This is a genomic window from Enterobacter cloacae complex sp. S1 (genome assembly GCF_014930525.1).
Classification (GTDB): Bacteria; Pseudomonadota; Gammaproteobacteria; order Enterobacterales; family Enterobacteriaceae; genus Enterobacter; species Enterobacter hormaechei_C.
Genome location: NZ_JADBRE010000001.1, coordinates 201,100 through 221,162 on the forward strand (window position 1 = coordinate 201,100; position 20,063 = coordinate 221,162).

Annotated in this window: 21 protein-coding genes and 1 pseudogene; 11 read left to right on the forward strand and 11 right to left on the reverse strand. The window is 57.4% G+C overall.

Going from position 1 to position 20,063, the window contains the following annotated elements; translation table 11 throughout:
• Positions 1–149: 149 nt before the first annotated feature.
• From hpaB to yjiA, 6 genes are all read left to right on the forward strand, one after another.
• Positions 150–1,712: a 4-hydroxyphenylacetate 3-monooxygenase, oxygenase component gene (gene hpaB / locus IM290_RS00935; protein ID WP_010427196.1), complete on the forward strand. Its 1,563-nt coding sequence runs from the start codon at positions 150–152 to the stop codon at positions 1,710–1,712.
• Between the two features lie 17 nt (positions 1,713–1,729).
• Positions 1,730–2,239, forward strand: coding sequence for a 4-hydroxyphenylacetate 3-monooxygenase reductase subunit (locus IM290_RS00940; protein ID WP_017383854.1), 510 nt, complete (start codon positions 1,730–1,732; stop codon positions 2,237–2,239).
• 120 nt (positions 2,240–2,359) lie between these two features.
• On the forward strand, positions 2,360–2,617 hold the full coding sequence (locus tag IM290_RS00945) for an HTH domain-containing protein (protein WP_017383855.1): 258 nt from the start codon (positions 2,360–2,362) through the stop codon (positions 2,615–2,617).
• Positions 2,618–2,836: 219 nt separating this feature from the next.
• Complete coding sequence (locus IM290_RS00950; protein WP_003856608.1) at positions 2,837–4,990, forward strand: carbon starvation CstA family protein; 2,154 nt, start codon at positions 2,837–2,839, stop codon at positions 4,988–4,990.
• A gap of 65 nt (positions 4,991–5,055) precedes the next feature.
• A complete protein-coding gene (locus tag IM290_RS00955) occupies positions 5,056–5,259 on the forward strand; it encodes a YbdD/YjiX family protein (RefSeq protein ID WP_003856610.1) in 204 nt (67 codons plus the stop codon).
• Positions 5,260–5,269: 10 nt separating this feature from the next.
• Entirely contained in the window at positions 5,270–6,223 is a 954-nt protein-coding gene (gene yjiA / locus IM290_RS00960) for a GTPase (protein WP_193042022.1), read from the forward strand.
• 54 nt (positions 6,224–6,277) lie between these two features.
• On the opposite strand, the gene IM290_RS00965 is transcribed toward yjiA, so the two are convergent.
• Entirely contained in the window at positions 6,278–7,636 is a 1,359-nt protein-coding gene (locus IM290_RS00965; RefSeq protein ID WP_193042021.1) for an esterase-like activity of phytase family protein, read from the reverse strand.
• 411 nt (positions 7,637–8,047) lie between these two features.
• On the opposite strand from IM290_RS00965, the gene IM290_RS00970 reads away from it, so the two are divergent.
• On the forward strand, positions 8,048–8,593 hold the full coding sequence (locus IM290_RS00970) for a YfaZ family outer membrane protein (RefSeq protein ID WP_006810254.1): 546 nt from the start codon (positions 8,048–8,050) through the stop codon (positions 8,591–8,593).
• A 180-nt stretch (positions 8,594–8,773) separates the two neighbouring features.
• Here the strand turns inward: IM290_RS00970 and IM290_RS00975 are convergent, their stop codons facing one another.
• Complete coding sequence (locus tag IM290_RS00975) at positions 8,774–10,144, reverse strand: NAD-dependent succinate-semialdehyde dehydrogenase (RefSeq protein ID WP_193042020.1); 1,371 nt, start codon at positions 10,142–10,144, stop codon at positions 8,774–8,776.
• Positions 10,145–10,297: 153 nt separating this feature from the next.
• Here IM290_RS00975 and IM290_RS00980 point away from each other — a divergent pair, with 153 nt between their 5' ends.
• Positions 10,298–11,050, forward strand: a complete 753-nt coding sequence (locus tag IM290_RS00980) for an AraC family transcriptional regulator (protein WP_045906509.1) — start codon at positions 10,298–10,300, stop codon at positions 11,048–11,050.
• 38 nt (positions 11,051–11,088) lie between these two features.
• Complete coding sequence (locus IM290_RS00985) at positions 11,089–11,727, forward strand: LysE family translocator (RefSeq protein ID WP_047736941.1); 639 nt, start codon at positions 11,089–11,091, stop codon at positions 11,725–11,727.
• Positions 11,728–11,758: 31 nt separating this feature from the next.
• On the opposite strand, the pseudogene IM290_RS00990 reads toward IM290_RS00985, so the two are convergent.
• Together IM290_RS00990 and IM290_RS00995 are read right to left on the reverse strand one after the other, a co-directional pair.
• Positions 11,759–12,058 (reverse strand): annotated as a pseudogene (locus IM290_RS00990) (BrnA antitoxin family protein); the annotation flags it as partial.
• A complete protein-coding gene (locus tag IM290_RS00995; RefSeq protein ID WP_015572580.1) occupies positions 12,045–12,332 on the reverse strand; it encodes a BrnT family toxin in 288 nt (95 codons plus the stop codon). The pseudogene IM290_RS00990 and the gene IM290_RS00995, both read right to left, overlap by 14 nt.
• A 169-nt stretch (positions 12,333–12,501) precedes the next feature.
• Here IM290_RS00995 and IM290_RS01000 point away from each other — a divergent pair, with 169 nt between their 5' ends.
• Positions 12,502–13,773: a DUF445 domain-containing protein gene (locus IM290_RS01000; RefSeq protein WP_045348387.1), complete on the forward strand. Its 1,272-nt coding sequence runs from the start codon at positions 12,502–12,504 to the stop codon at positions 13,771–13,773.
• Here the strand turns inward: IM290_RS01000 and IM290_RS01005 are convergent.
• The 6 genes from IM290_RS01005 to IM290_RS01030 all read right to left on the reverse strand — a co-directional run bounded on the left by IM290_RS01005 (position 13,770) and on the right by IM290_RS01030 (position 18,294).
• Positions 13,770–14,846, reverse strand: a complete 1,077-nt coding sequence (locus tag IM290_RS01005) for a DUF2955 domain-containing protein (RefSeq protein WP_193042019.1) — start codon at positions 14,844–14,846, stop codon at positions 13,770–13,772. The two genes, IM290_RS01000 and IM290_RS01005, sit on opposite strands and share 4 nt — an antisense overlap.
• Complete coding sequence (locus IM290_RS01010; protein WP_086524236.1) at positions 14,836–15,903, reverse strand: HlyD family secretion protein; 1,068 nt, start codon at positions 15,901–15,903, stop codon at positions 14,836–14,838. The genes IM290_RS01005 and IM290_RS01010 overlap by 11 nt, the downstream gene beginning before the upstream one ends.
• Positions 15,900–16,370 (reverse strand): MarR family winged helix-turn-helix transcriptional regulator, encoded by a 471-nt coding sequence (locus IM290_RS01015; protein ID WP_015572576.1) that lies wholly within the window; start codon positions 16,368–16,370, stop codon positions 15,900–15,902. The genes IM290_RS01010 and IM290_RS01015 overlap by 4 nt, the downstream gene beginning before the upstream one ends.
• A gap of 149 nt (positions 16,371–16,519) precedes the next feature.
• Complete coding sequence (locus tag IM290_RS01020) at positions 16,520–17,239, reverse strand: helix-turn-helix transcriptional regulator (RefSeq protein ID WP_017383867.1); 720 nt, start codon at positions 17,237–17,239, stop codon at positions 16,520–16,522.
• Entirely contained in the window at positions 17,232–17,555 is a 324-nt protein-coding gene (locus IM290_RS01025; RefSeq protein WP_193042018.1) for an antibiotic biosynthesis monooxygenase, read from the reverse strand. The genes IM290_RS01020 and IM290_RS01025 overlap by 8 nt, the downstream gene beginning before the upstream one ends.
• A gap of 259 nt (positions 17,556–17,814) precedes the next feature.
• A complete protein-coding gene (locus IM290_RS01030) occupies positions 17,815–18,294 on the reverse strand; it encodes a carboxymuconolactone decarboxylase family protein (protein WP_193042017.1) in 480 nt (159 codons plus the stop codon).
• Between the two features lie 102 nt (positions 18,295–18,396).
• On the opposite strand from IM290_RS01030, the gene IM290_RS01035 reads away from it, so the two are divergent.
• A complete protein-coding gene (locus IM290_RS01035) occupies positions 18,397–19,785 on the forward strand; it encodes a PLP-dependent aminotransferase family protein (protein ID WP_017694575.1) in 1,389 nt (462 codons plus the stop codon).
• 85 nt (positions 19,786–19,870) lie between these two features.
• Here the strand turns inward: IM290_RS01035 and IM290_RS01040 are convergent, their stop codons facing one another.
• Positions 19,871–20,032 (reverse strand): DUF1127 domain-containing protein, encoded by a 162-nt coding sequence (locus IM290_RS01040; RefSeq protein ID WP_003863073.1) that lies wholly within the window; start codon positions 20,030–20,032, stop codon positions 19,871–19,873.
• Positions 20,033–20,063: the final 31 nt, after the last annotated feature.

Consider the following 20,063-nt stretch of genomic DNA (forward strand, 5'->3'; position numbering starts at 1 on the left):
AGGGTGAGGGAAATCACACTCTGCGATCTCACCCGAAAAGTACCTGCCGTTGTCCCAATCGTCCCTTCACGTTCCGCCCCTCTCACGCTTCAATTAAACAACAAAAACAAAACATAAATTTAACAACCCTATTCCGATACGAGGTCCCTATGAAGCCTGAAGATTTCCGCGCTGATGCCAAACGTCCGTTAACCGGTGAAGAGTATTTAAAAAGCCTGCAAGATGGCCGTGAGATTTATATCTACGGCGAGCGCGTTAAGGACGTCACTACCCACCCGGCATTTCGCAATGCGGCGGCGTCCATCGCCCAGATGTACGATGCCCTGCACAAGCCAGACATGCAGGATACCCTCTGCTGGGGTACCGATACCGGCAGCGGCGGCTACACCCATAAATTCTTCCGCGTGGCGAAAAGCGCCGACGACCTGCGCCAGCAGCGCGACGCCATCGCCGAGTGGTCGCGCCTGAGCTACGGCTGGATGGGCCGCACGCCGGACTACAAAGCCGCGTTCGGCTGCGCGCTCGGCGCTAACCCTGCCTTCTACGGTCAGTTCGAGCAGAACGCCCGCAACTGGTACACCCGTATTCAGGAAACCGGCCTGTACTTTAACCACGCCATCGTCAACCCGCCGATCGATCGCCATAAACCGGCGGACGAGGTGAAAGACGTTTACATCAAGCTGGAGAAAGAGACCGACGCCGGGATCATCGTCAGCGGCGCGAAAGTGGTGGCCACCAACTCGGCATTGACCCACTACAACATGATCGGTTTTGGTTCTGCGCAGGTGATGGGCGAAAACCCGGACTTCGCGCTGATGTTCGTCGCGCCAATGGATGCCGAAGGGGTGAAGCTGATCTCCCGCGCCTCTTACGAGATGGTGGCAGGGGCGACAGGCTCTCCGTACGACTACCCGCTCTCCAGCCGCTTTGACGAGAACGACGCCATTCTGGTAATGGATCATGTGCTGATCCCGTGGGAAAACGTGCTGATCTACCGCGATTTCGACCGCTGCCGTCGCTGGACGATGGAAGGTGGCTTCGCCCGCATGTACCCGCTTCAGGCCTGCGTGCGTCTGGCAGTGAAGCTCGACTTCATCACCGCTCTGCTGAAGAAGTCGCTGGAGTGTACCGGCACCCTCGAGTTCCGCGGCGTGCAGGCGGATCTCGGCGAAGTGGTGGCGTGGCGCAACATGTTCTGGGCGCTGAGCGACTCCATGTGCTCCGAAGCCACGCCGTGGGTAAACGGCGCGTATCTGCCTGACCACGCGGCGTTACAGACCTACCGCGTGATGGCGCCAATGGCCTATGCGAAGATCAAGAACATCATCGAACGTAACGTGACCTCCGGGCTGATCTACCTGCCGTCCAGCGCGCGGGACCTGAACAACCCGCAGATCGACCAGTACCTTGCGAAGTACGTGCGCGGCTCCAACGGGATGGATCATGTCGAACGCATCAAGATTCTGAAACTGATGTGGGATGCCATCGGCAGCGAGTTTGGCGGACGTCACGAGCTGTACGAAATCAACTACTCCGGTAGCCAGGATGAGATCCGCCTGCAATGCCTGCGTCAGGCGCAAAGCTCCGGCAACATGGACAAGATGATGGCGATGGTTGACCGCTGCATGTCCGAGTACGACCAGCACGGCTGGACCGTACCGCACCTGCACAACAACACTGATATCAACATGCTGGATAAGCTGCTGAAATAACGCAGCGGGAGGTTTCAATGCAATCTGAAGAACGCCTGCGTTTTCGCGACGCGATGGCCAGCCTGTCGGCGGCGGTGAATGTGGTCACCACCGAGGGCGATGCGGGTCGCTGCGGCATTACCGCCACCGCCGTCTGTTCGGTCACGGACACTCCGCCCTCGGTCATGGTTTGCATCAACGCCAACAGCGCCATGAACCCGGTCTTCCAGGGCAACGGCAAACTGTGCGTCAACGTGCTGAACCACGAGCAGGAGATCATGGCCCGCCACTTTGCCGGGATGACCGGCATGGCAATGGAGGAGCGCTTTGCTCTCTCCTGCTGGCAGAAAGGACCGCTGGCGCAGCCGGTGCTGAAAGGCGCTCTGGCAAGCCTGGAAGGTGAGATAACCCAGGTGCAAACCATCGGCACCCATCTGGTCTACCTTGTGGAGATTAAGAACATCATCCTCAGCAGCGAGGGGCACGGCCTGATCTACTTCAAACGCCGTTTCCACCCGGTGATGATGGAGATGGAAGCCGCGATTTGATCCCGTTGCACAAAAAAACGCTAAGGTTTCCGCAAAGGTGCGCCGTTAACTATCCATAAGATAAATTTTCCGGGGCGGCTGGCGACGTCGTCAGCCGCCCCCTTAACGCTGGAAAGTCTTATGGCCCCTTCACCCCGCAGCCGCTCGGCTGAACGTCTGGTTGAAATCATTATTGCCCTGCACCGCAACGGAAGCGTTAATCGCCGCGATCTGATGCAAAAATTTGGCATTACCGAACGCACGGTGTACCGCGATTTACAGGCGCTTTCCCCGATTATTGAACACGACGGCAAAGGGCGCTATCAGCTGCTGCCCGCGTATCAGCCCTGCCGCTGCGTGCACTGCCCTGAAGCGAACGACAAAAGCCCACAGGGCTAGATTATTCTCAGTGATCTCAATCACATAATTTCTCCCACCGGGGGTGAGCTTTAACCACTCACCCTCGCTTTTGACCGCTCACGCATCGCTTTCAACCACTCACCCATTTACCGTGCTTTACACGCGCGAGGATCTGGCACGATCGCTCCAGCATTAATCAATACCTCCTCACAACGAACCCTGACCCTTTTTTCTTTACATAAAAAACCAGGTCTTATTATGGATACTAAAAAACTACTTAAGCACGTGCCCTGGGCCATCCTCGGGATCATCGGTGCTTTCTGTCTGGCGGTTGTCGCATTACGCCGGGGCGAGCACGTCAGCGCCCTGTGGATCGTGGTCGCGTCGGTTTCCGTCTACCTTGTGGCTTATCGCTACTACAGCTTGTACATCGCGCAGAAGGTCATGAAGCTCGACCCGACGCGCGCCACCCCGGCGGTTATTAACAACGACGGCCTGAACTACGTGCCAACCAACCGTTACGTGCTGTTTGGTCACCACTTCGCCGCCATTGCAGGCGCGGGTCCGCTGGTCGGTCCGGTGCTGGCTGCGCAGATGGGCTACCTGCCGGGTACGCTCTGGCTGCTGGCGGGCGTAGTGCTGGCGGGAGCGGTGCAGGACTTTATGGTGCTGTTTATCTCCTCACGCCGTAACGGTTCGTCGCTGGGCGAGATGATCAAAGAGGAGATGGGCCGCGTGCCAGGCACGATCGCTCTGTTCGGCTGCTTCCTGATCATGATCATCATCCTGGCGGTGCTGGCCCTGATCGTGGTGAAAGCGCTGGCCGAAAGTCCGTGGGGCGTCTTCACCGTCTGCTCTACCGTACCGATTGCGCTGTTCATGGGCATCTACATGCGCTTCCTGCGCCCTGGCCGCGTTGGCGAGGTGTCGGTCATCGGTATCGTGCTGCTGGTCGCCTCCATCTACTTCGGCGGCGTGATTGCGCACGACCCGTACTGGGGCCCGGCGCTGACCTTTAAAGACACCACCATCACCTTCGCGCTGATCGGCTACGCATTCATCTCAGCGCTGCTGCCGGTGTGGCTGATTCTGGCTCCGCGTGACTACCTGGCAACCTTCCTGAAAATCGGCGTTATCGTCGGGCTGGCCATTGGTATTGTGATCATCAACCCGGAGCTGAAAATGCCGGCGGTGACGCAGTACATTGACGGTACCGGTCCGCTGTGGAAAGGCGCCCTGTTCCCGTTCCTGTTTATCACCATTGCCTGCGGTGCCGTGTCTGGCTTCCACGCGCTGATCGCCTCCGGCACCACGCCGAAGCTGATGGCCAACGAAACCGACGCGCGCTTCATCGGTTACGGCGCGATGCTGATGGAATCCTTCGTGGCGATCATGGCGCTGGTTGCGGCGTCGATTATCGAGCCTGGCCTGTACTTTGCGATGAACACCCCGCCGGCGGGTCTCGGCATTACCATGCCAAACCTGCATGAGATGGGCGGCGAAAATACCGCGCTGATCCTGGCACAGCTGAAAGACGCCAGCGCGCACGCGGCGGCGACCGTCAGCTCCTGGGGCTTCGTGATTTCACCTGAGCAGATCATGCAGACCGCGAAAGACATCGGCGAACCGTCCGTGCTGAACCGCGCAGGTGGTGCGCCAACGCTGGCGGTGGGTATCGCACACGTGTTCCACAAAGTGCTGCCGTGGGCGGACATGGGCTTCTGGTACCACTTCGGTATTCTGTTTGAAGCGCTGTTCATCCTCACCGCGCTGGATGCCGGTACGCGTGCAGGCCGCTTCATGTTGCAGGATCTGCTGGGTAACTTCGTGCCATTCCTGAAGAAAACCGACTCTCTGGTGGCCGGCGTTCTGGGCACTGCGGGCTGCGTAGGCCTGTGGGGTTATCTGCTGTATCAGGGCGTTGTTGACCCGCTGGGCGGCGTGAAGAGCCTGTGGCCACTGTTCGGTATCTCTAACCAGATGCTGGCGGCTGTGGCCCTGGTGCTGGGTACCGTTGTCCTCGTGAAGATGAAACGCACCAAATACATCTGGGTCACCGTGGTGCCTGCGCTGTGGCTGCTGCTCTGCACTACCTGGGCGCTGGGTCTGAAACTGTTCAGCACCAACCCGCAGCTGGAAGGCTTCTTCTTCATGGCTAACCAGTACAAAGAGAAGATTGCCGCAGGCGGCGCGGATCTGACCGCGCAGCAGATTGCCAACATGAACCATATCGTGGTGAACAACTACACCAACGCGGGTCTGAGCATTCTGTTCCTGGTGGTGGTGTACAGCATTATCTTCTACGGCATCAAAACCTGGATGAAAGTGCGTAACGTTGAGGGCCGTACGGACAAAGAGACCCCGTACGTACCGGTGCCGGAAGGCGGCGTGAAGACCTCCTCACACCATTAATTAAGCATGTTACTGTAGGCCCGGTAAGCGTAGCGCCACCGGGCTTCTTCTATCTGGAACCCTCAATGTTTGGTAACTTAGGCGAAGCAAAAAAATACCTTGGTCAGGCGGCGAAAATGCTGATTGGCATTCCGGACTATGACAACTACGTTGAGCATATGAAGACCAACCATCCGGATAAGCCGTACATGACCTACACTGAATTCTTCCGCGAGCGTCAGGAAGCGCGCTACGGCGGAAGTGGAGAAGGCGGCGTCCGCTGCTGCTAAAGGAGAAACCATGACCCCGATTGCCGTTACCCTGCTGACCGGTTTCCTCGGCGCCGGTAAAACCACCCTGCTGCGCCACATTCTGAACGAGCAGCACGGCTTCAAAATCGCCGTCATCGAAAACGAATTTGGCGAAGTCTCCGTTGACGATCAGCTGATTGGCGACCGCGCCACGCAGATCAAAACCCTGACCAACGGCTGCATCTGCTGCACCCGCTCTAACGAATTAGAAGACGCCCTGCTGGACCTGCTCGACAGCCGCGATCGCGGTGACATCGACTTCGACCGACTGGTGATCGAGTGCACCGGCATGGCCGACCCCGGCCCGATTATTCAGACCTTTTTCTCCCATGAGATCATTTGCCAGCGCTATCTGCTGGACGGCGTCATCGCTCTGGTGGATGCGGTACACGCCGACGAGCAGATGAACCAGTTCACCATCGCCCAGTCCCAGGTTGGCTACGCCGACCGCATCCTGCTGACCAAAACCGACGTGGCGGGTGAAAGTGAAAAACTGCGCGAGCGCCTGACGCGCATCAACTCGCGTGCGCCCATTTACACGGTGACGCATGGCGATATCGATCTCGCTCAGCTGTTCAACACCAACGGCTTTATGCTGGAAGAGAACGTCACCGCGAAACCGCGCTTCCACTTTATGTCCGACAAGCAAAACGACGTGACGTCGATTGTGATGGAGCTGGACTACCCGGTGGACATCAGCGAGGTCTCCCGCGTGATGGAGAACCTGCTGCTGTCATTTGCCGACAGGCTGCTGCGCTATAAAGGGATGCTGTGGATCGACGGCGAGCCGAACCGCCTGTTGTTCCAGGGCGTGCAGCGCCTGTACAGCGCCGACTGGGATCGCCCGTGGGGCGATGAAGCGCCGCACAGCGTGATGGTGTTTATTGGAATACAGCTGCCGGAAGAGGAAATTCGGGCAGCGTTTGCGGGGCTGAAGAAATAACCGCACCGATCATCCCCTCTCCCCCGCGGGGAGAGGGTTAGGGTGAGGGGGAACTTATTTCAACGCCTCCGGCAGCGTTACAATCCATAGCTCGCTGTCGGATTCCGATTTCTTCAGCGGCTTCACGCTGAGGGTGGTTTCAACCGGTTTGTCATCCAGCGTCAGCGCCCCCTGCGCGTTCACCCGATAATCCTTGAGCGTCTTGCCTTCGACTGGCTTCTGCATCGCCACCTTCACGCCAAAGTCATTATCGTTCGCCACTGCCAGCGTTTTGCTGTCAATCAGCGCCAGCCCTTCGGCCTTTTCCTGCTGCCAGCCCAGCGCACGCAGATCGACCACCTGCGTTTTTTCCGCAAGCGTGATGCCGCGCTGCGCCAGCGTTTTCTCATCATCAAACTCCGGGTATTCGCCCGGCTTGTCGAAGGCCGCCAGATCGCTCGCCTTGCTCAGATCAACCCTGTAGATGAGGTTACGCATTGCGTCATTTTTATCCTCGCCCTGTTCAATCAGCAGGATGGTGTGGTTATCCAGCGCCACTATGTCGCCGACTTTGGCGTCGCTGTTTTTGCTGTAGGCCGCGCTGTCGACAGGGTAGCCGTACATCGCAGTTTTCCCGGTCGCCGGATCGAAGCTCACCAGACGCGTAAACAGCGCCTGTTTTTTGCTCTTCCCGTCGATATCCAGCGTGCTTTGCACGGCGGCGATAATGCGTCCGTCCGGCATGCGGGTCAGCCCTTCAAAGCCCCGGTTTGCCTGACGCCATTTGATAACGTTTGGCAGACCGCCCGCGATGGATTTCTCCCCTTCCGTCGCCTGCGGACCGTGGATCGCGAGGATTTTCCCTTTACTGTCGACGTTAATCAGGAACGGGCCATACTCATCGCACAGCCAGTAACCGCCCTTCCCGTCCGGCGTGATGCCTTCCGTATCCAGCCCGCGGTTATCGCCTTTCAGCACTTTTAAGGTGTCGCTTAGCGCGACTTCATTGGTAGATCCAATCACGCCGCTTTGCAGCGGCAGGCCGTTGATCTCGCCTTTATCGTCATGCAGCGGTCGCGCGTCCACGGCCTCCGCTTTGCCGTTTAGCACACGGATCGTCATCAGCAGCGGGGCGAAATCCGGGGTAACAAAGATTTTGGCATCGTTTTTCCCCATTTTTGGCGAATCCGCGTTAGGACCGCGATCGGTCACGGTCGCAAACGTCAGCGCATCGCCCTGCTTGCCCGTGAACAACAAACCCGAACCCATCCCCACCGGGAGCCCGTTCGGGAATGTGCTGGCAAACGCACCGCTGTATTTGACATGCGCGCCTTCGGGAAAGCTGACGACATAGCGCTCCGCGGTTGGCTGTGCCGCCAGGCCAGAGAAAGAGAGCGCACAACCGATTAGCACAGGAATAATTTTTCTTTTCATATTGTTAGCATCCAGTAAGTGAAGCCAACAACGTAATGAAGAAAGGTGTCAGAAAAATGACATGTAATGGCAACGAAGCGGCGCGTACGGACGTATATCAATCACCAGAAATGTAAACCTCTGTCTTTATCTGTGTCAGCTGAAATACTTTTGGAAATTATTAGAAACCCAATTAATTCATGGCGAAGGACTATTTGCACCTCGTTCATTTTACGTTTAGCCAGGAATGTAAACTGTCCCTAAACGCGAATGTATTGGACATTGACGATTTGCCATATAAACAACTCATCAACATTTACCATTCAAAAACCCAACAAAAACAGCATATAAATGCGAGACATATCACATTTGCAGTCATAAACATCGCTTGTTAAGGTGCCCTCAGATTAATTTAATGACGAGGAAACACTCATGAAAAAACTTAACATCCTGATCCTTTCTGCTCTGACCGCCGTATCGGGCTCCGCACTGGCCATGGGTGGCAGCATTGAGCAGGGTAAAAACTTTACTAACCTCAATCTGGAAATGGGGAAATCCTCATCCGGCCTGTATGCGGAGAGCAACTGGCTGAAAAACACCGATGACGGCACCCAGACCGGCGGCGTTGGGGCAGGCTACAACCTGGAAGTGGGTCCGGTGATGCTGAACGCTGGCGCGAAAGCCATCTACATCGGCCCGAAAAAAGGCGATAACGGCGTAGCATTCCCGATTGGCGGCGGCGTTAACGTTGCGCTTACGGACAGCATTCACGTGTTTGGTGAAGGTTATGTGGCGCCAGACGGCCTGAACAACAGCGTGAAGAACTATGTTGAAGCTAACGGCGGCGTAAGCTGGACGCCAGTCAAACCTGTCACGCTGAAAGTGGGCTATCGCCACGTGAGCGTAGACGGTAAAGACGGTCGTCCAAACCACACGCTGATCGATGGTGCATATGTAGGCGGTGGAGTGTCCTTCTAAGCCTGTTTGCGCGTTTCGCCCGGCGGCGCTACGCTTGCACGGGCCTACAATGAAGGGTGCAATGTATTAAAATTATTGCACATTGATTGTAGGCCGGGTAAGCGCAGCGCCACCCGGCAAGAAAGGCGATGCGACCGTTAATAAAAAACCTGCCGGATGGCAGGTTTTTTTATTAACGCATTACTTGCGAACGACCACCAGCTTCTGGTTCACAAACTCTTTGATCCCCAGGTCCGACAGCTCGCGTCCGTAACCCGAACGTTTTACGCCGCCGAACGGCAGCTCTGCCGCAGTGTCGGTGAGCCAGTTGATGTATACCATCCCGGTCTCAATGCGCGACGCCATTTTCTTCGCGCGATCGATGTTCTGGCTGAACACCGCGCCGCCCAGACCGTAGTGGGAATCGTTAGCCAGTGCGACCGCTTCGTCGTCGCTTTTCACCACGTAAACCTGCGCTACCGGACCGAAGAACTCCTCGAAGTACGCCGGGTTATCGCGCGAGATATGTGTCAGGATCGTCGGCTCAAAGAAGCTTCCGTCACGCTGAACCGGCTTGCCGCCATGGTGCAGCTTCGCGCCATTTTTCACCGCCTCGTTAACCTGTTTAGTTAGCGTCTCCAGCGCGTCTTTGGATGACAAAGGCCCCAGCGTGGTGCTTTCGTCCAGCGGATCGCCAATTTTCACCTGCTTAAACGCCTCGGTGAATTTGCTCAGGAAGGCGTCTGCAATCTTTTCATGCAGGATAAAGCGCTTCGCCGCGGTACAGACCTGCCCGGCATTGTTCAGCCGCGCGTTAACGCCGATCTTCACGGCTTTATCCAGGTCGGCATCGTCCAGCACCACGAACACGTCGTTCCCGCCCAGTTCCAGGGTCGATTTTTTGATGTGCTTCGCAGCCTGTGCCGCAACCACGCTACCCGCTTTTTCTGAACCGGTCAGCGCCGCCCCCTGTACGCGATCGTCGGCGATGATGTTCGCCACCTGTTCGGACGAGATAAACAGGTTGGTCCACGCCCCTTCCGGCGCGCCCGCTTCACGTACCAGCTGTGCAAAGGTCTCTGCACAGTGCGGCACGATGCTGGCGTGCTTGGCGATCACCGGGTTGCCCGCTGCCAGGTTTGGCGCCAGAACGCGCATCAGCTGATAGTACGGGAAGTTCCATGGCTCGACGGCCATCAGCACGCCGATGGGGTGATGTTCAACCCATGCTTCCCCGAGTTCAGAGTCATACTTCACCGGGGCCAGGAACTGCTTCGCGTTGTCCGCATAGTAGCGGGCGATTTGCGCGCACAGTTTCACTTCGCCACGGCTTTGTTCGATGAGCTTACCCATCTCCTGACTGGCGATTTTCGCCAGATCCTCCACGCGTTCGTCGATCAGGTCCGCCAGCTTATGCAGCACCGGCAGGCGCTGGCTTATGTCGCCTTTCGCCCAGTCGGAGTGATAGAGCGCATCGGCTGCCTTCAGCGCCGCTTCAACGTCTGCGTCAGTGTGAGAGGGATATTCTTTGATGAGCTGGTTCGTGGCAGGATTTACTGTCTGGTAGGCCATATCGAATCTCCTTGTTTTACCGCTTAGGGTATTAAGGGTAGTCAATCTGACTGGCTTTGAAGGTAAAGTTGGGTATATACGGAGGGTTCTTAACAAGACGCTGCCAGGCGATGCGCAGACATGGTATAAAAAATGCTCATCAATGGAGTTCCTATGACCGATACCCGCCACATCCGCCAGACCTTTAACCGCGCAGCAGGCCTTGAGCTGCGCAGTACGTGGCAAAGCACCCGGGCATATAAACGTCATTGCCATCCACAGCTCTCCATCGGCGCGATTGTGGAAGGCCAGACCTGCTGCGTAAGTCATGGCAATGCGTACGTTCTTGATCCCGGTGATCTTATCGTGATCCCGGCTTATGCCCCGCACAGCTGCAACCCCGTTGCCGGGAAGCCGCGCAGTTACCATATGCTCTATATCGACACCGATCTTCCCCTGGCGCTACAGGTTATTCGCGATCCCACGCTCTTTAAGCACTTTCTTGCCGTTGTCGGGACGATGTCCTCCGCATCCGTGGAGACCCTGCTTTCTGCCCTTCCCCGTTGCGCGGGTGAGATGAATGCACCTCGCTCAACCAGTCAGCAGGTTCAGCAGGCGTTACTCTCCGACCTTGCCGCACCGCCTTCCCTTGACGAACTCGCCCAACGATTCTCACTGCGCAAGGAGACGCTGATCCGCACTTTCAGGCAGGATACCGGCCTGACGCCGGGCAGTTTCCTCAACATTTCGCGCGTGGAGTACGCCAAAGCGCGGCTGCGCGCGGGGGATGATATCGCCGACGTGGGCTACCAGAGCGGGTTTGCCGACCAGAGTCATTTTCATAAGACCTTCGTGAATTATACCGCTGCCACGCCGCGCCAGTACGCCACGGGCCGATCAATATCAGACAATAATCAGGATACGTAACGTCGTAAGGTGACCTCAGATTTGTCACTGAGGTCGCTATGGAACTGTTATTTCCCTCCGCTTTTCTTGCCCTGGCGCTGGCGCATTTTGTTGCCCTGTTAAGCCCGGGCCCGGATTTCTTCCTGCTGGTAGGCTACGCCGCCCGCTATCGGCTGCGCGGCAGCGCCGGATTGTGTCTCGGCATCGCCGCAGGTAACGGGTTGTATATCTTACTGGTGATTATCGGCTGGAGCGCGCTGCGCCAGTTTGGGTGGCTGTTTACGCTTATCGAACTGTCCGGCGCGCTGTACCTGCTGTGGATTGGCTCGCATCTTGTGCGCAGCCGCCCGCAGCCGCTGGCGCTGGAAGAAACCCGCCAGCGCTGCCCTTCTCTGCGAAAGCAAATCCTGCTGGGGCTGGGTTCGGCGCTGTTAAATCCCAAAAACGCGTTGTTCTACCTGGCGCTGATGACCGCGTTACTCGGGCCGGACGTCACGCTGCTTCAGCAGGCGACCTGCGGCGTCTGGATGGTGATGGTGGTGCTGGTATGGGATCTGGCGCTGGTATCGCTGATGGGGTTACCGGCGGTTCAGCGAAAGCTCAGCCGTTCGCTCTGGCTGATAGAGCGCACGGCGGGGGTGGTGTTGATGGGGTTTGGTGGGTGGGTGCTGTGGCGGGTAGTGGCAAATATCCTCTGAGAGAAAAGGTAGCCTGACGCTGCCTGTGATATTTTTTGTTCTGATCTCGCAGCATCGCCTCGCGCAAAATGGCATTAAGCCGCGTCTGGTAACCTTTCCCTGGCCGTTTAAGCCACTCCATCACGTCGGCGTCAATGCGTACTGATGCCTGAGTTTTGAGCGGTCGATAGAATTTTCCCCGCACGGCACCGGCCCAGCGATCATCCTCCGTGGCCGGTATATCGCTGTAATCAATTTCCCTGTCGGGTTTATCCGCCAGCGCTTTGAGTTCAGCCTCCCGGCGGGCACTCACTTCCGGTGCACTACCGCGTTTATGTTTAACGATGCTCATAACGCCTCCTCTCTTTACGATCTGCTTTACGCGCACTGATGATACGTATGATTTCATCCCCGCTTTCAAAACGTACCGTGTGCGCGACCAGAATGACAATAACGCCCTGTACAAGACCAATGGTTTGCCAGCGAAACTCCCCGTTTTCATAACGATCCTGAACAGACAAATGGCAGGGATCGTCAAAAACCAGAACTGCATCTTCAAAACGAATGGCGTGTTTTTGCAGATTGCTTTTCGCCTTATTGCTATCCCACTCATACTCTATAGGCATAGTGTACCCTTCCCTGATTGTATATACAAAAAAGCATATACAAACAGATCAGCATTTGAACGAAAAAGACAATGTTTTGATTTGATTTCTGAAGGAGCATTCCAGAAAGTGAGATGACTGGCCTCGTGCAGCTTTGCACTTTTCCCCCGTATCCCTCTATCCTTAGCCCATGGAAAAACATACCGAACTCAAACGCGCCAAGCTTCTAGCGCTGTCGCTGCTGCTGATTGCCGTCGCAGCGTTTATCACCACTCTGTTCCTGCCGCAAACCTTCTGGGTGCGCGGCGTAAAAGCCATTGCCGAAGCGGCGATGGTCGGCGCGCTGGCGGACTGGTTTGCCGTTGTCGCGCTGTTCCGCCGGGTGCCAATTCCCTTTATCTCGCGCCATACGGCGATTATCCCGCGCAATAAAGACCGCATCGGCGACAATCTCGGCCAGTTCGTGCAGGAAAAGTTTCTCGATACGCAATCCCTTGTCGATCTTATCCGTCGTTACGAGCCCGCACAGATGATTGGGACCTGGTTCAGCCAGCCCGATAACGCCCGGCGCGTGGGGCAGCATCTGGTGCAGGTGATGAGCGGTTTTCTGGAACTTACCGACGATGGGCGCATTCAGCGCCTGCTCAAACGCGCCGTCCACAAGGCTATCGACAAGGTCGATCTAACCGAGACCAGCGCTGTCATGCTGGAAAGCATGACCAAAAACAACCGTCACCAGGTGCTGCTGGACGCCATCATCAACCGCCTGATTACCCTGATTCAGCGGGAAAGCACGCGGGAATTTATTGCCGACCAGATCGTCCACTGGCTTAAGACCGAGCATCCGCGCAAGGCGATGGTGCTGCCCACCGAGTGGCTGGGCGATCAAAGCGCGGAGATGGTGTCGAACGCGGTGAACACGCTGCTGGACGATATCAGCCACGACCGCACGCACCAGATCCGTCAGGCGTTTGACCGCGCCACGATCAAGTTCATCGACAATCTGAAAAACGATCCGGAGATGACGGCGAAAGCCGAGAATATCAAACACTACCTGAAGAATGACGAAGCCTTTAACCGCTATCTGGGGGAAATGTGGGCTGACCTGCGCCAGTGGCTGAAAAATGACATGCAGAGCGATGATTCCCGCGTGAAGCAGCGTATCGCCAACGCCGGGCTGTGGTTTGGCGAAACGCTGACCAACGACGCCAGCCTGCGGGCGTCGCTGAATGAGCATCTGGAGCAGGCCGCGCACCGCGTGGCGCCTGATTTCGCCGCGTTCCTGACGCGACATATCAGCGACACGGTGAAAAGCTGGGATGCCAAAGACATGTCACGCCAGATAGAACTCAATATCGGTAAAGATCTTCAGTTCATTCGCGTTAACGGTACCCTGGTGGGCGGAACAATTGGCCTGATCCTGTTTCTGCTCTCGCAACTGCCCGCCATGCTGGGGCATTAATCCGCTTTTGGCGGCGCGATAACGTAGCGCGTCGCCTCGAAGCGGTTCAGGATCAGGTGCACCAGAAAGACCATCGTCAGCGTGACCACCAGCGCGAAGGTGACGGAGGTGATGCGGTACAGATCGCTGAACACCAGGTCGCTGTCCGGATGCATGTTCTGCCCGAACATAATGCCGATGGTGGTGATACTGGCGAAGCCTACCCCGGCGCCGACCTTCTCCATTACGTGCAGACGCGCGCCAAACGCCAGTCCAAGGCCAATCAGCGGCATCATCAGCAGCATATGGCTGCTGTGATCGTAGAGGATAAGCTGGACGACAAGGATATAGAGACACCCCAGCACCACGCCGACCACGCGCCAGATGGAGCTGATAACCGATCCGCGATAGTGCATCGGGAACAGGATCAGAATGCCCGCCATCAGCGCCGAAAGAGAATCGCTTAAGTCGCTCATCTGGAACACCACGAAAATCAGCGTCGACACGGTGCCCGAGAGCAGAGACTCGTGGCGCACGCGGGCGTCATCTTTCTCGATCAGCGGCGGCGGCTTACGCGGCTCCACGTCCGGCAGCAGGTAGTTCATCAGCGCGCTCAGGCACACCGCCATCACGCTCGCTTCGATGTTAGAGAATAAAAGCGTGTGCCAGTTGGTGGTGGGGTAGCTCATAAAGTTGAGCATCACGCTCTGGCAAACCACGCCCATCGAGCCGAACAGGAACAGCGGCCCCTTACTCATAAAGCGAAAACGCATCACGTACAGGGCAAACACCACCAGCGTCATAATGACCGGCCACTGGGACAGATAGCCGATGATAAACACCATTTCGATGCAGTTCAGCGAGGCGCTGAAGATAAACTGCTTCGCCACGTGGCGGTTAAACACCGGCACCAGCGAGAGCAGCATGATCGGATAGACCACAAAAAACACGCCGTAGCTGGTGTTGTAGAAACTCGAAATACTGAGCGCAATCATCCCGGCAAAGACGATACGCAGGGTCTGGCGAAAGTCGTTTGCCGTATAGACGATGTTGCCGTGCGGGGTAAATACCCGCGCCAGGGTGCTAATAGACATAGTGAAGCAGGCTCACCAGATGGATTTGCATCCCGGAGAAGAATCGCGCAAACGGCCCTTCGCTATTGTAGAGCTGCACGGTGGCGCGCGCGCCGGTCGGCAGCGACTTCGGTAAGGCTTCGTCCAGCGCCACGTGAATGCGCATACGCTGGGCATCACGCACCCAGCGGTTGGAGGTTTCCGGTTCAGAAAGTTGACCGTTTACGGCCTCCTGTCCGGCGAGGATCCCCGCGTCGCTGCTGGTGACGTGGGCACGGAAAACTTGCCCCGGGAAGGCGTCAAACACCACGGCGGCGTCGGTCCCCTGGTGGGTATGCCGCAGGCTCTTCTCGCGGAAATCCGCCACGATATCGATCCGGGTGTTCACCAGCGCCAGCGCAGCCGAACCGGACGAGGCGTAAAAACCGGGGCTTAATTGCAGGTTACTGACCGTGCCGTCCGCCTCGGCGTAGACCTTCGTCCAGCCAAGATTTAGCTCCGCTTCATCCAGCGCGTTACGGTATTTTTGCAGCGTCACGTTGTGGTGCTCGTCCTGCTCGCCGCGCTGAATGCGCAGGTTATGAATATTCGCCTGAATCGAGCTGACGGACTGCTCGCTGCTCTGCCAGGTGGTACGGACCTTATCCAGATCCGCCTGCGACACGCTCTGCAAGGTACTCAGTTTCTGGTAGCGGTCGAAGGTAACTTTGTCATTACGCGCCGTCAGCACCGCGGTTTTCAGGCTGGCCTGCGCCGCGGCAATCTGCGCGTCCAGCTGATCGTTAGACAGACGCGCCTGTTCCAGCGCAATCTGCGCCGCTTCGACCTTATTGCGAAACGGCGTGGCGTCGAGCTCAAACAGCAGATCGCCTCTCTTAACCTGGCTATTGTTGTGGACATGTACCGCCGCCACATACCCGGAGACGCGGGCAGACACCGGGGTCACCACGCGCATCACGGTGGAGTCCGGCGTCAGCGGGATCCAGATATCCGCGACGATAAAGTAGACAAACATCAGCAGGAAAGAGGCAATACTCACCCTTACCCAGCGGGCAAACTTTTGTTCAGGAGTCATTATTTTTCGGTCTTATTATCTTCTTCGCGGATTGTCCGCAAATTGCAGGCGATTTGATTGAGTGTGGCACTGAAAATATCGAGATGTTCCGGCGCGATGTTTTGCGATACGCGCGCCTGATACGTCTCAATCACCTGAGAGAGCCTTTCAAGAATGGCTTTTCCCTCAGGCGTCAGCGTCAGCAGCCGGATACGCTTGTCATACGGCGAGACGGTGCGCAGCAGGTAGCCCTGCTTTTCCAGCTGTGTCAGCGTACGCATTAGCGGAGGCAGTTCAATCCCCTGCACTTCCGCCAGCTCGCTGACCGAGACGTTATCCCCGAGTTGATGAAGCTGCATCATCACCGTCCAGCTCGACTGGGTTAACCCGGTGTCGAGAATGGCGTCGTCGATGACTGCGCGCCACTGACGCACGATCATCGCCATCCGCATGCCCATCGGCCTGCGGCTAAACAGATCTTCTTCACTCATGGGGAATCCTCTCGTAGTACGCCATTACGATAATAGTTATCAGGGTAAGTATCAAGAAACGAGAAGTTAAAGCGCAGGAATTGCGAAACGATGTTCTCCCTCTCCCTGTGGGAGAGGGTCGGGGTGAGGGCATCAGCCCGCAACGGCGTTTAGCGGCTAAAATGCTTCCTGACGGCACTTTTCCCCGAAGCCGTCACCACCACCTCCCTGTACCCCGCCACCCGCTGGATCCAGCCTTTGCTTTCCATGTGGATGAGCAGCGCCGCGCCAGCCTCTCCCCCCAGATGAAACCGCCGCTCGCTCCAGTCCAGGCAGGCGCAGCACGCCTTGCGACGGGTATTGGGATTTAACGGAATACCAAGCTTCAGAAACTGCTCGCGGCCATGTAGCGTGAGCGCTGAACCGTCTGCCTCAAGCCAGCCTTCCGCCTGCATGAATTCATAGATATGCACCGCCACCGTTCCGGCAAGATGGTCGTAGCAGGTTCGTGCTTCGCGCAGGGCTTTTGGCGCGGAGGTTTCCGGCGGCGTGATGCGGCTCCAGGAGAGTCCCATCATCTGCTCGACAAGCGCCGCCACGTCGTGTCCCGCCAGGCGATAGTAGCGATGCCGCCCCTGAGACAGGCAGGTAATCAGCTTTCCCTCCACCAGCCGCGCGAGATGCCCACTGGCGGTCGACGGCGCAACGTCTGCCGCCACGCTCAGCTCTGTAGCCGTCCACGCCCGCCCGTCCATCAGAGCACAGAGCATCTTCACGCGCGACGGATCGGCCATTGTAGCCGCTACAGCGGCAATGGCCTGTTCCAGCGCCGCCGCAATTTCACCCTGCTCGCCGGGCCTGTTGTCGAAAATCACATGAACGTCATACATCCGCGTGCCCTCCCGTTTCGGAGCTGTACTCCCGCATCAGCTGCGCCACGCGAATACGGTAGAAAGAAAAAATCGACGCCCGGCCTTCGGCCTGCGCGGCCTGATGAAAGACGTTCTGCTTCCAGCGGCGGACGGCCTCTTCATCCCGCCACCAGGAAAGGGACAGGATTTTGCCGTCGGTCGTCAGGCTCTGGAACCGTTCGATATCAATAAAGCCGTCGATATCGGCCAGCAAAGGCTTAAGCTCTGCGGCAAGTTGAAGATAGCGCGCCTGATGCGCCGGTGCAGCTTTAACTTCGAAAAGGACTGCGATCATGAAGGTCTCTCCGTTGTGATGATATGGAGAGAATGCGGGACTAATGGTGTGGATGCTTCGGTATGGAGCGAAGTGTTTGCCGGATGGCGCTGCGCTTATCCGGCCTACGGTGTTTTGTAGGCCCGGTAAGCGTAGCGCCACCGGGCAGGGTTTAACCCACAATCGACCTCGGCTCCATAAACGCCCGAATCCCCCACTCGCCATCGTCACGTCCCGCCAGGCTTACGGGCGCTGGTGGCGATAATCCGCGAGCGCGGGATTACTCCAGGTTAGCCTTGTTCAGCCCATATGCCGCATCCAGCGAGCCCGGCTCCATGCGGGAGGTAATGCCCAGGCGGTTCCAGGCGTTGATCGCTACGATGGCGAAGTTCAGCTCTGAAATTTCCACGTCCGAGAAATGCTCCGCCACGCTGCGGTACAGCGCGTCGCTCACGCCGAGAACGCCAATCTGGGTCAGCGCTTCGGTGAAGGCCAGCGCGGCTTTCTCGCGGGCGCTGAACAGCGGCGACTCCCGCCACGCCGCCAGATGGTACAGGCGCAGCTCGCGCTCGCCGGCAATTTTGGCCTCTTTCGAATGCATATCCAGGCAGAAGGTACAGCCGTTCAGCTGCGAGACGCGAATGTCGATCAGGTGCTTCAGCGCCGGATCAATGGAGGTTTTCGCCACTTCCATGCTCAGGGCGGAAAGCGCGTTGGCGAGTGCAGGTGTGGCTTTGTGGTGGTTTACGCGGGTGCTCATTGTCTTTCCTCTTTTTTGTGCGGTTTTTATCATGCGATGAGGCAAATCTACGTCGTTAATGACATAGTAAAAAGACACAAAAAACCTGAAATGAGGTAGGACATGAAGCCAGGCTATCACGACATTTATACCCGCTATCGCGATAACATCACGCGCGGCGTACTGAAGCCCGGCGACAAAGTGCCTGCCATCCGCGTGCTGGCTGAAGAGCTGAAGGTGGCGCGAAAAACCGTTGAAACAGCCTATGCCATTCTGACGGGGGAAGGATATCTGGTAAGCCAGGGCGCGCGCGGCACGCGGGTGAATCCGGATCTTCTGCTGCCCGCGCAAAACGCTCCGGCAGAACAAGCGACCGGCACGCTGCCGGCGTCGTTGATTAGCCAGCGCGAACGGGCCGGTTTTCTGCGCCCCGGCATTCCCGCGCTCGACAGCTTCCCCTATAAAAAATGGCTGCTGCTGGCAGGCCAGGCGACGCGCGCCATGCGTCAGGATGAAATGCTCAACCCGCCGGTGCTGGGCTGGTATCCGCTGCGCGAGGCAATTGCCCGCTATCTCAATATCTCGCGCGGGTTGTCCTGCACCGCAGAACAGGTGCTGATCACCAGCGGCTACAGCGGCAGCCTGCGCCTGATCCTCGACACGCTCGCCAGCCGCAGCGATAAGGTGGTATTTGAGGATCCGGGCTACTTTATGGGCCAGCAGTTGCTCAAGCGCATTGTGCCCCGCCTGCACACCGTGCCGGTCGATCGCGCAGGGATGGATACGGACTACCTGCTGCGTAATCACCACGATGCCCGCTTCGCCATCGTTACCCCGTCGCACCAGAGCCCGCTGGCGGTGACGCTCTCCCTGCCGCGCAAGCAGCAGCTGCTCGACTGGGCGTCACAAAACGAGGCGTGGATTATCGAAGATGACTATGACGGCGAATTTCACTACACCCGCAAAGTGCTGCCGTCGTTGAAAAGCCTCGACCAGCATGACAGGGTGATCTTTATGGGCACCTTCAGCAAAACCATCATGCCTTCACTGCGCATGGGCTACGTGGTGATGCCCGCCAGCACCGTCGGCGCGTTTACCGACAGCGCGGACATCCTCACCAGCGGCCAGCCGGTGCTGACGCAAAAGATCCTCACAGCCTTTCTCAACGAGGGGCATTTTTTCCGTCATCTGAAAAAGATGCGCGCGCTCTATCAAACCCGCCGCGACTGGATGATTGCCGCCCTGCGTGAGGTCTATGGTGATCTGTTCTTCACCGAGCAAAACGACGGTGGAATGCATATTGTCGCGTTCCTCGCAAAGGGAAGCGCTGACCGGGAGATCGCCCGCTGCTGGCAGGAACAGCAATTGCAGGTCAATGCGCTTTCGGCGTGGTATCGCGGGTCGGGCAAACGCTACGGGCTGGTGATGGGCTATAACAACGTGCGGTCATATCAGGAGGCGGTTGAGCTGCTGGAAAGGCCGAAACGGCAGACGCTTGCGCTGTTGAGCTGAAAACCGCCGGGTGGCGGCTGCGCCTTACCCGGCCTACGGTCTCCTGTAGGCCCGGTAAGCGTAGCGCCACCGGGCAACCCTATGCTCACACATCATATCGCGATAACCCGACGTCCTTGAGCTGCTCGTCGCTCATCTGGCTCAGAATACGGCGGGTACGGTTGATGCGATACCAGTTACGCAGCGTTTTCGCTACCCAGACAAACGCGATAAACGGACGTTTTGAACGATTCTCGTAGAATTCCATGATGCTCTCCTCGCTGTGCCAGTGGAGTTAT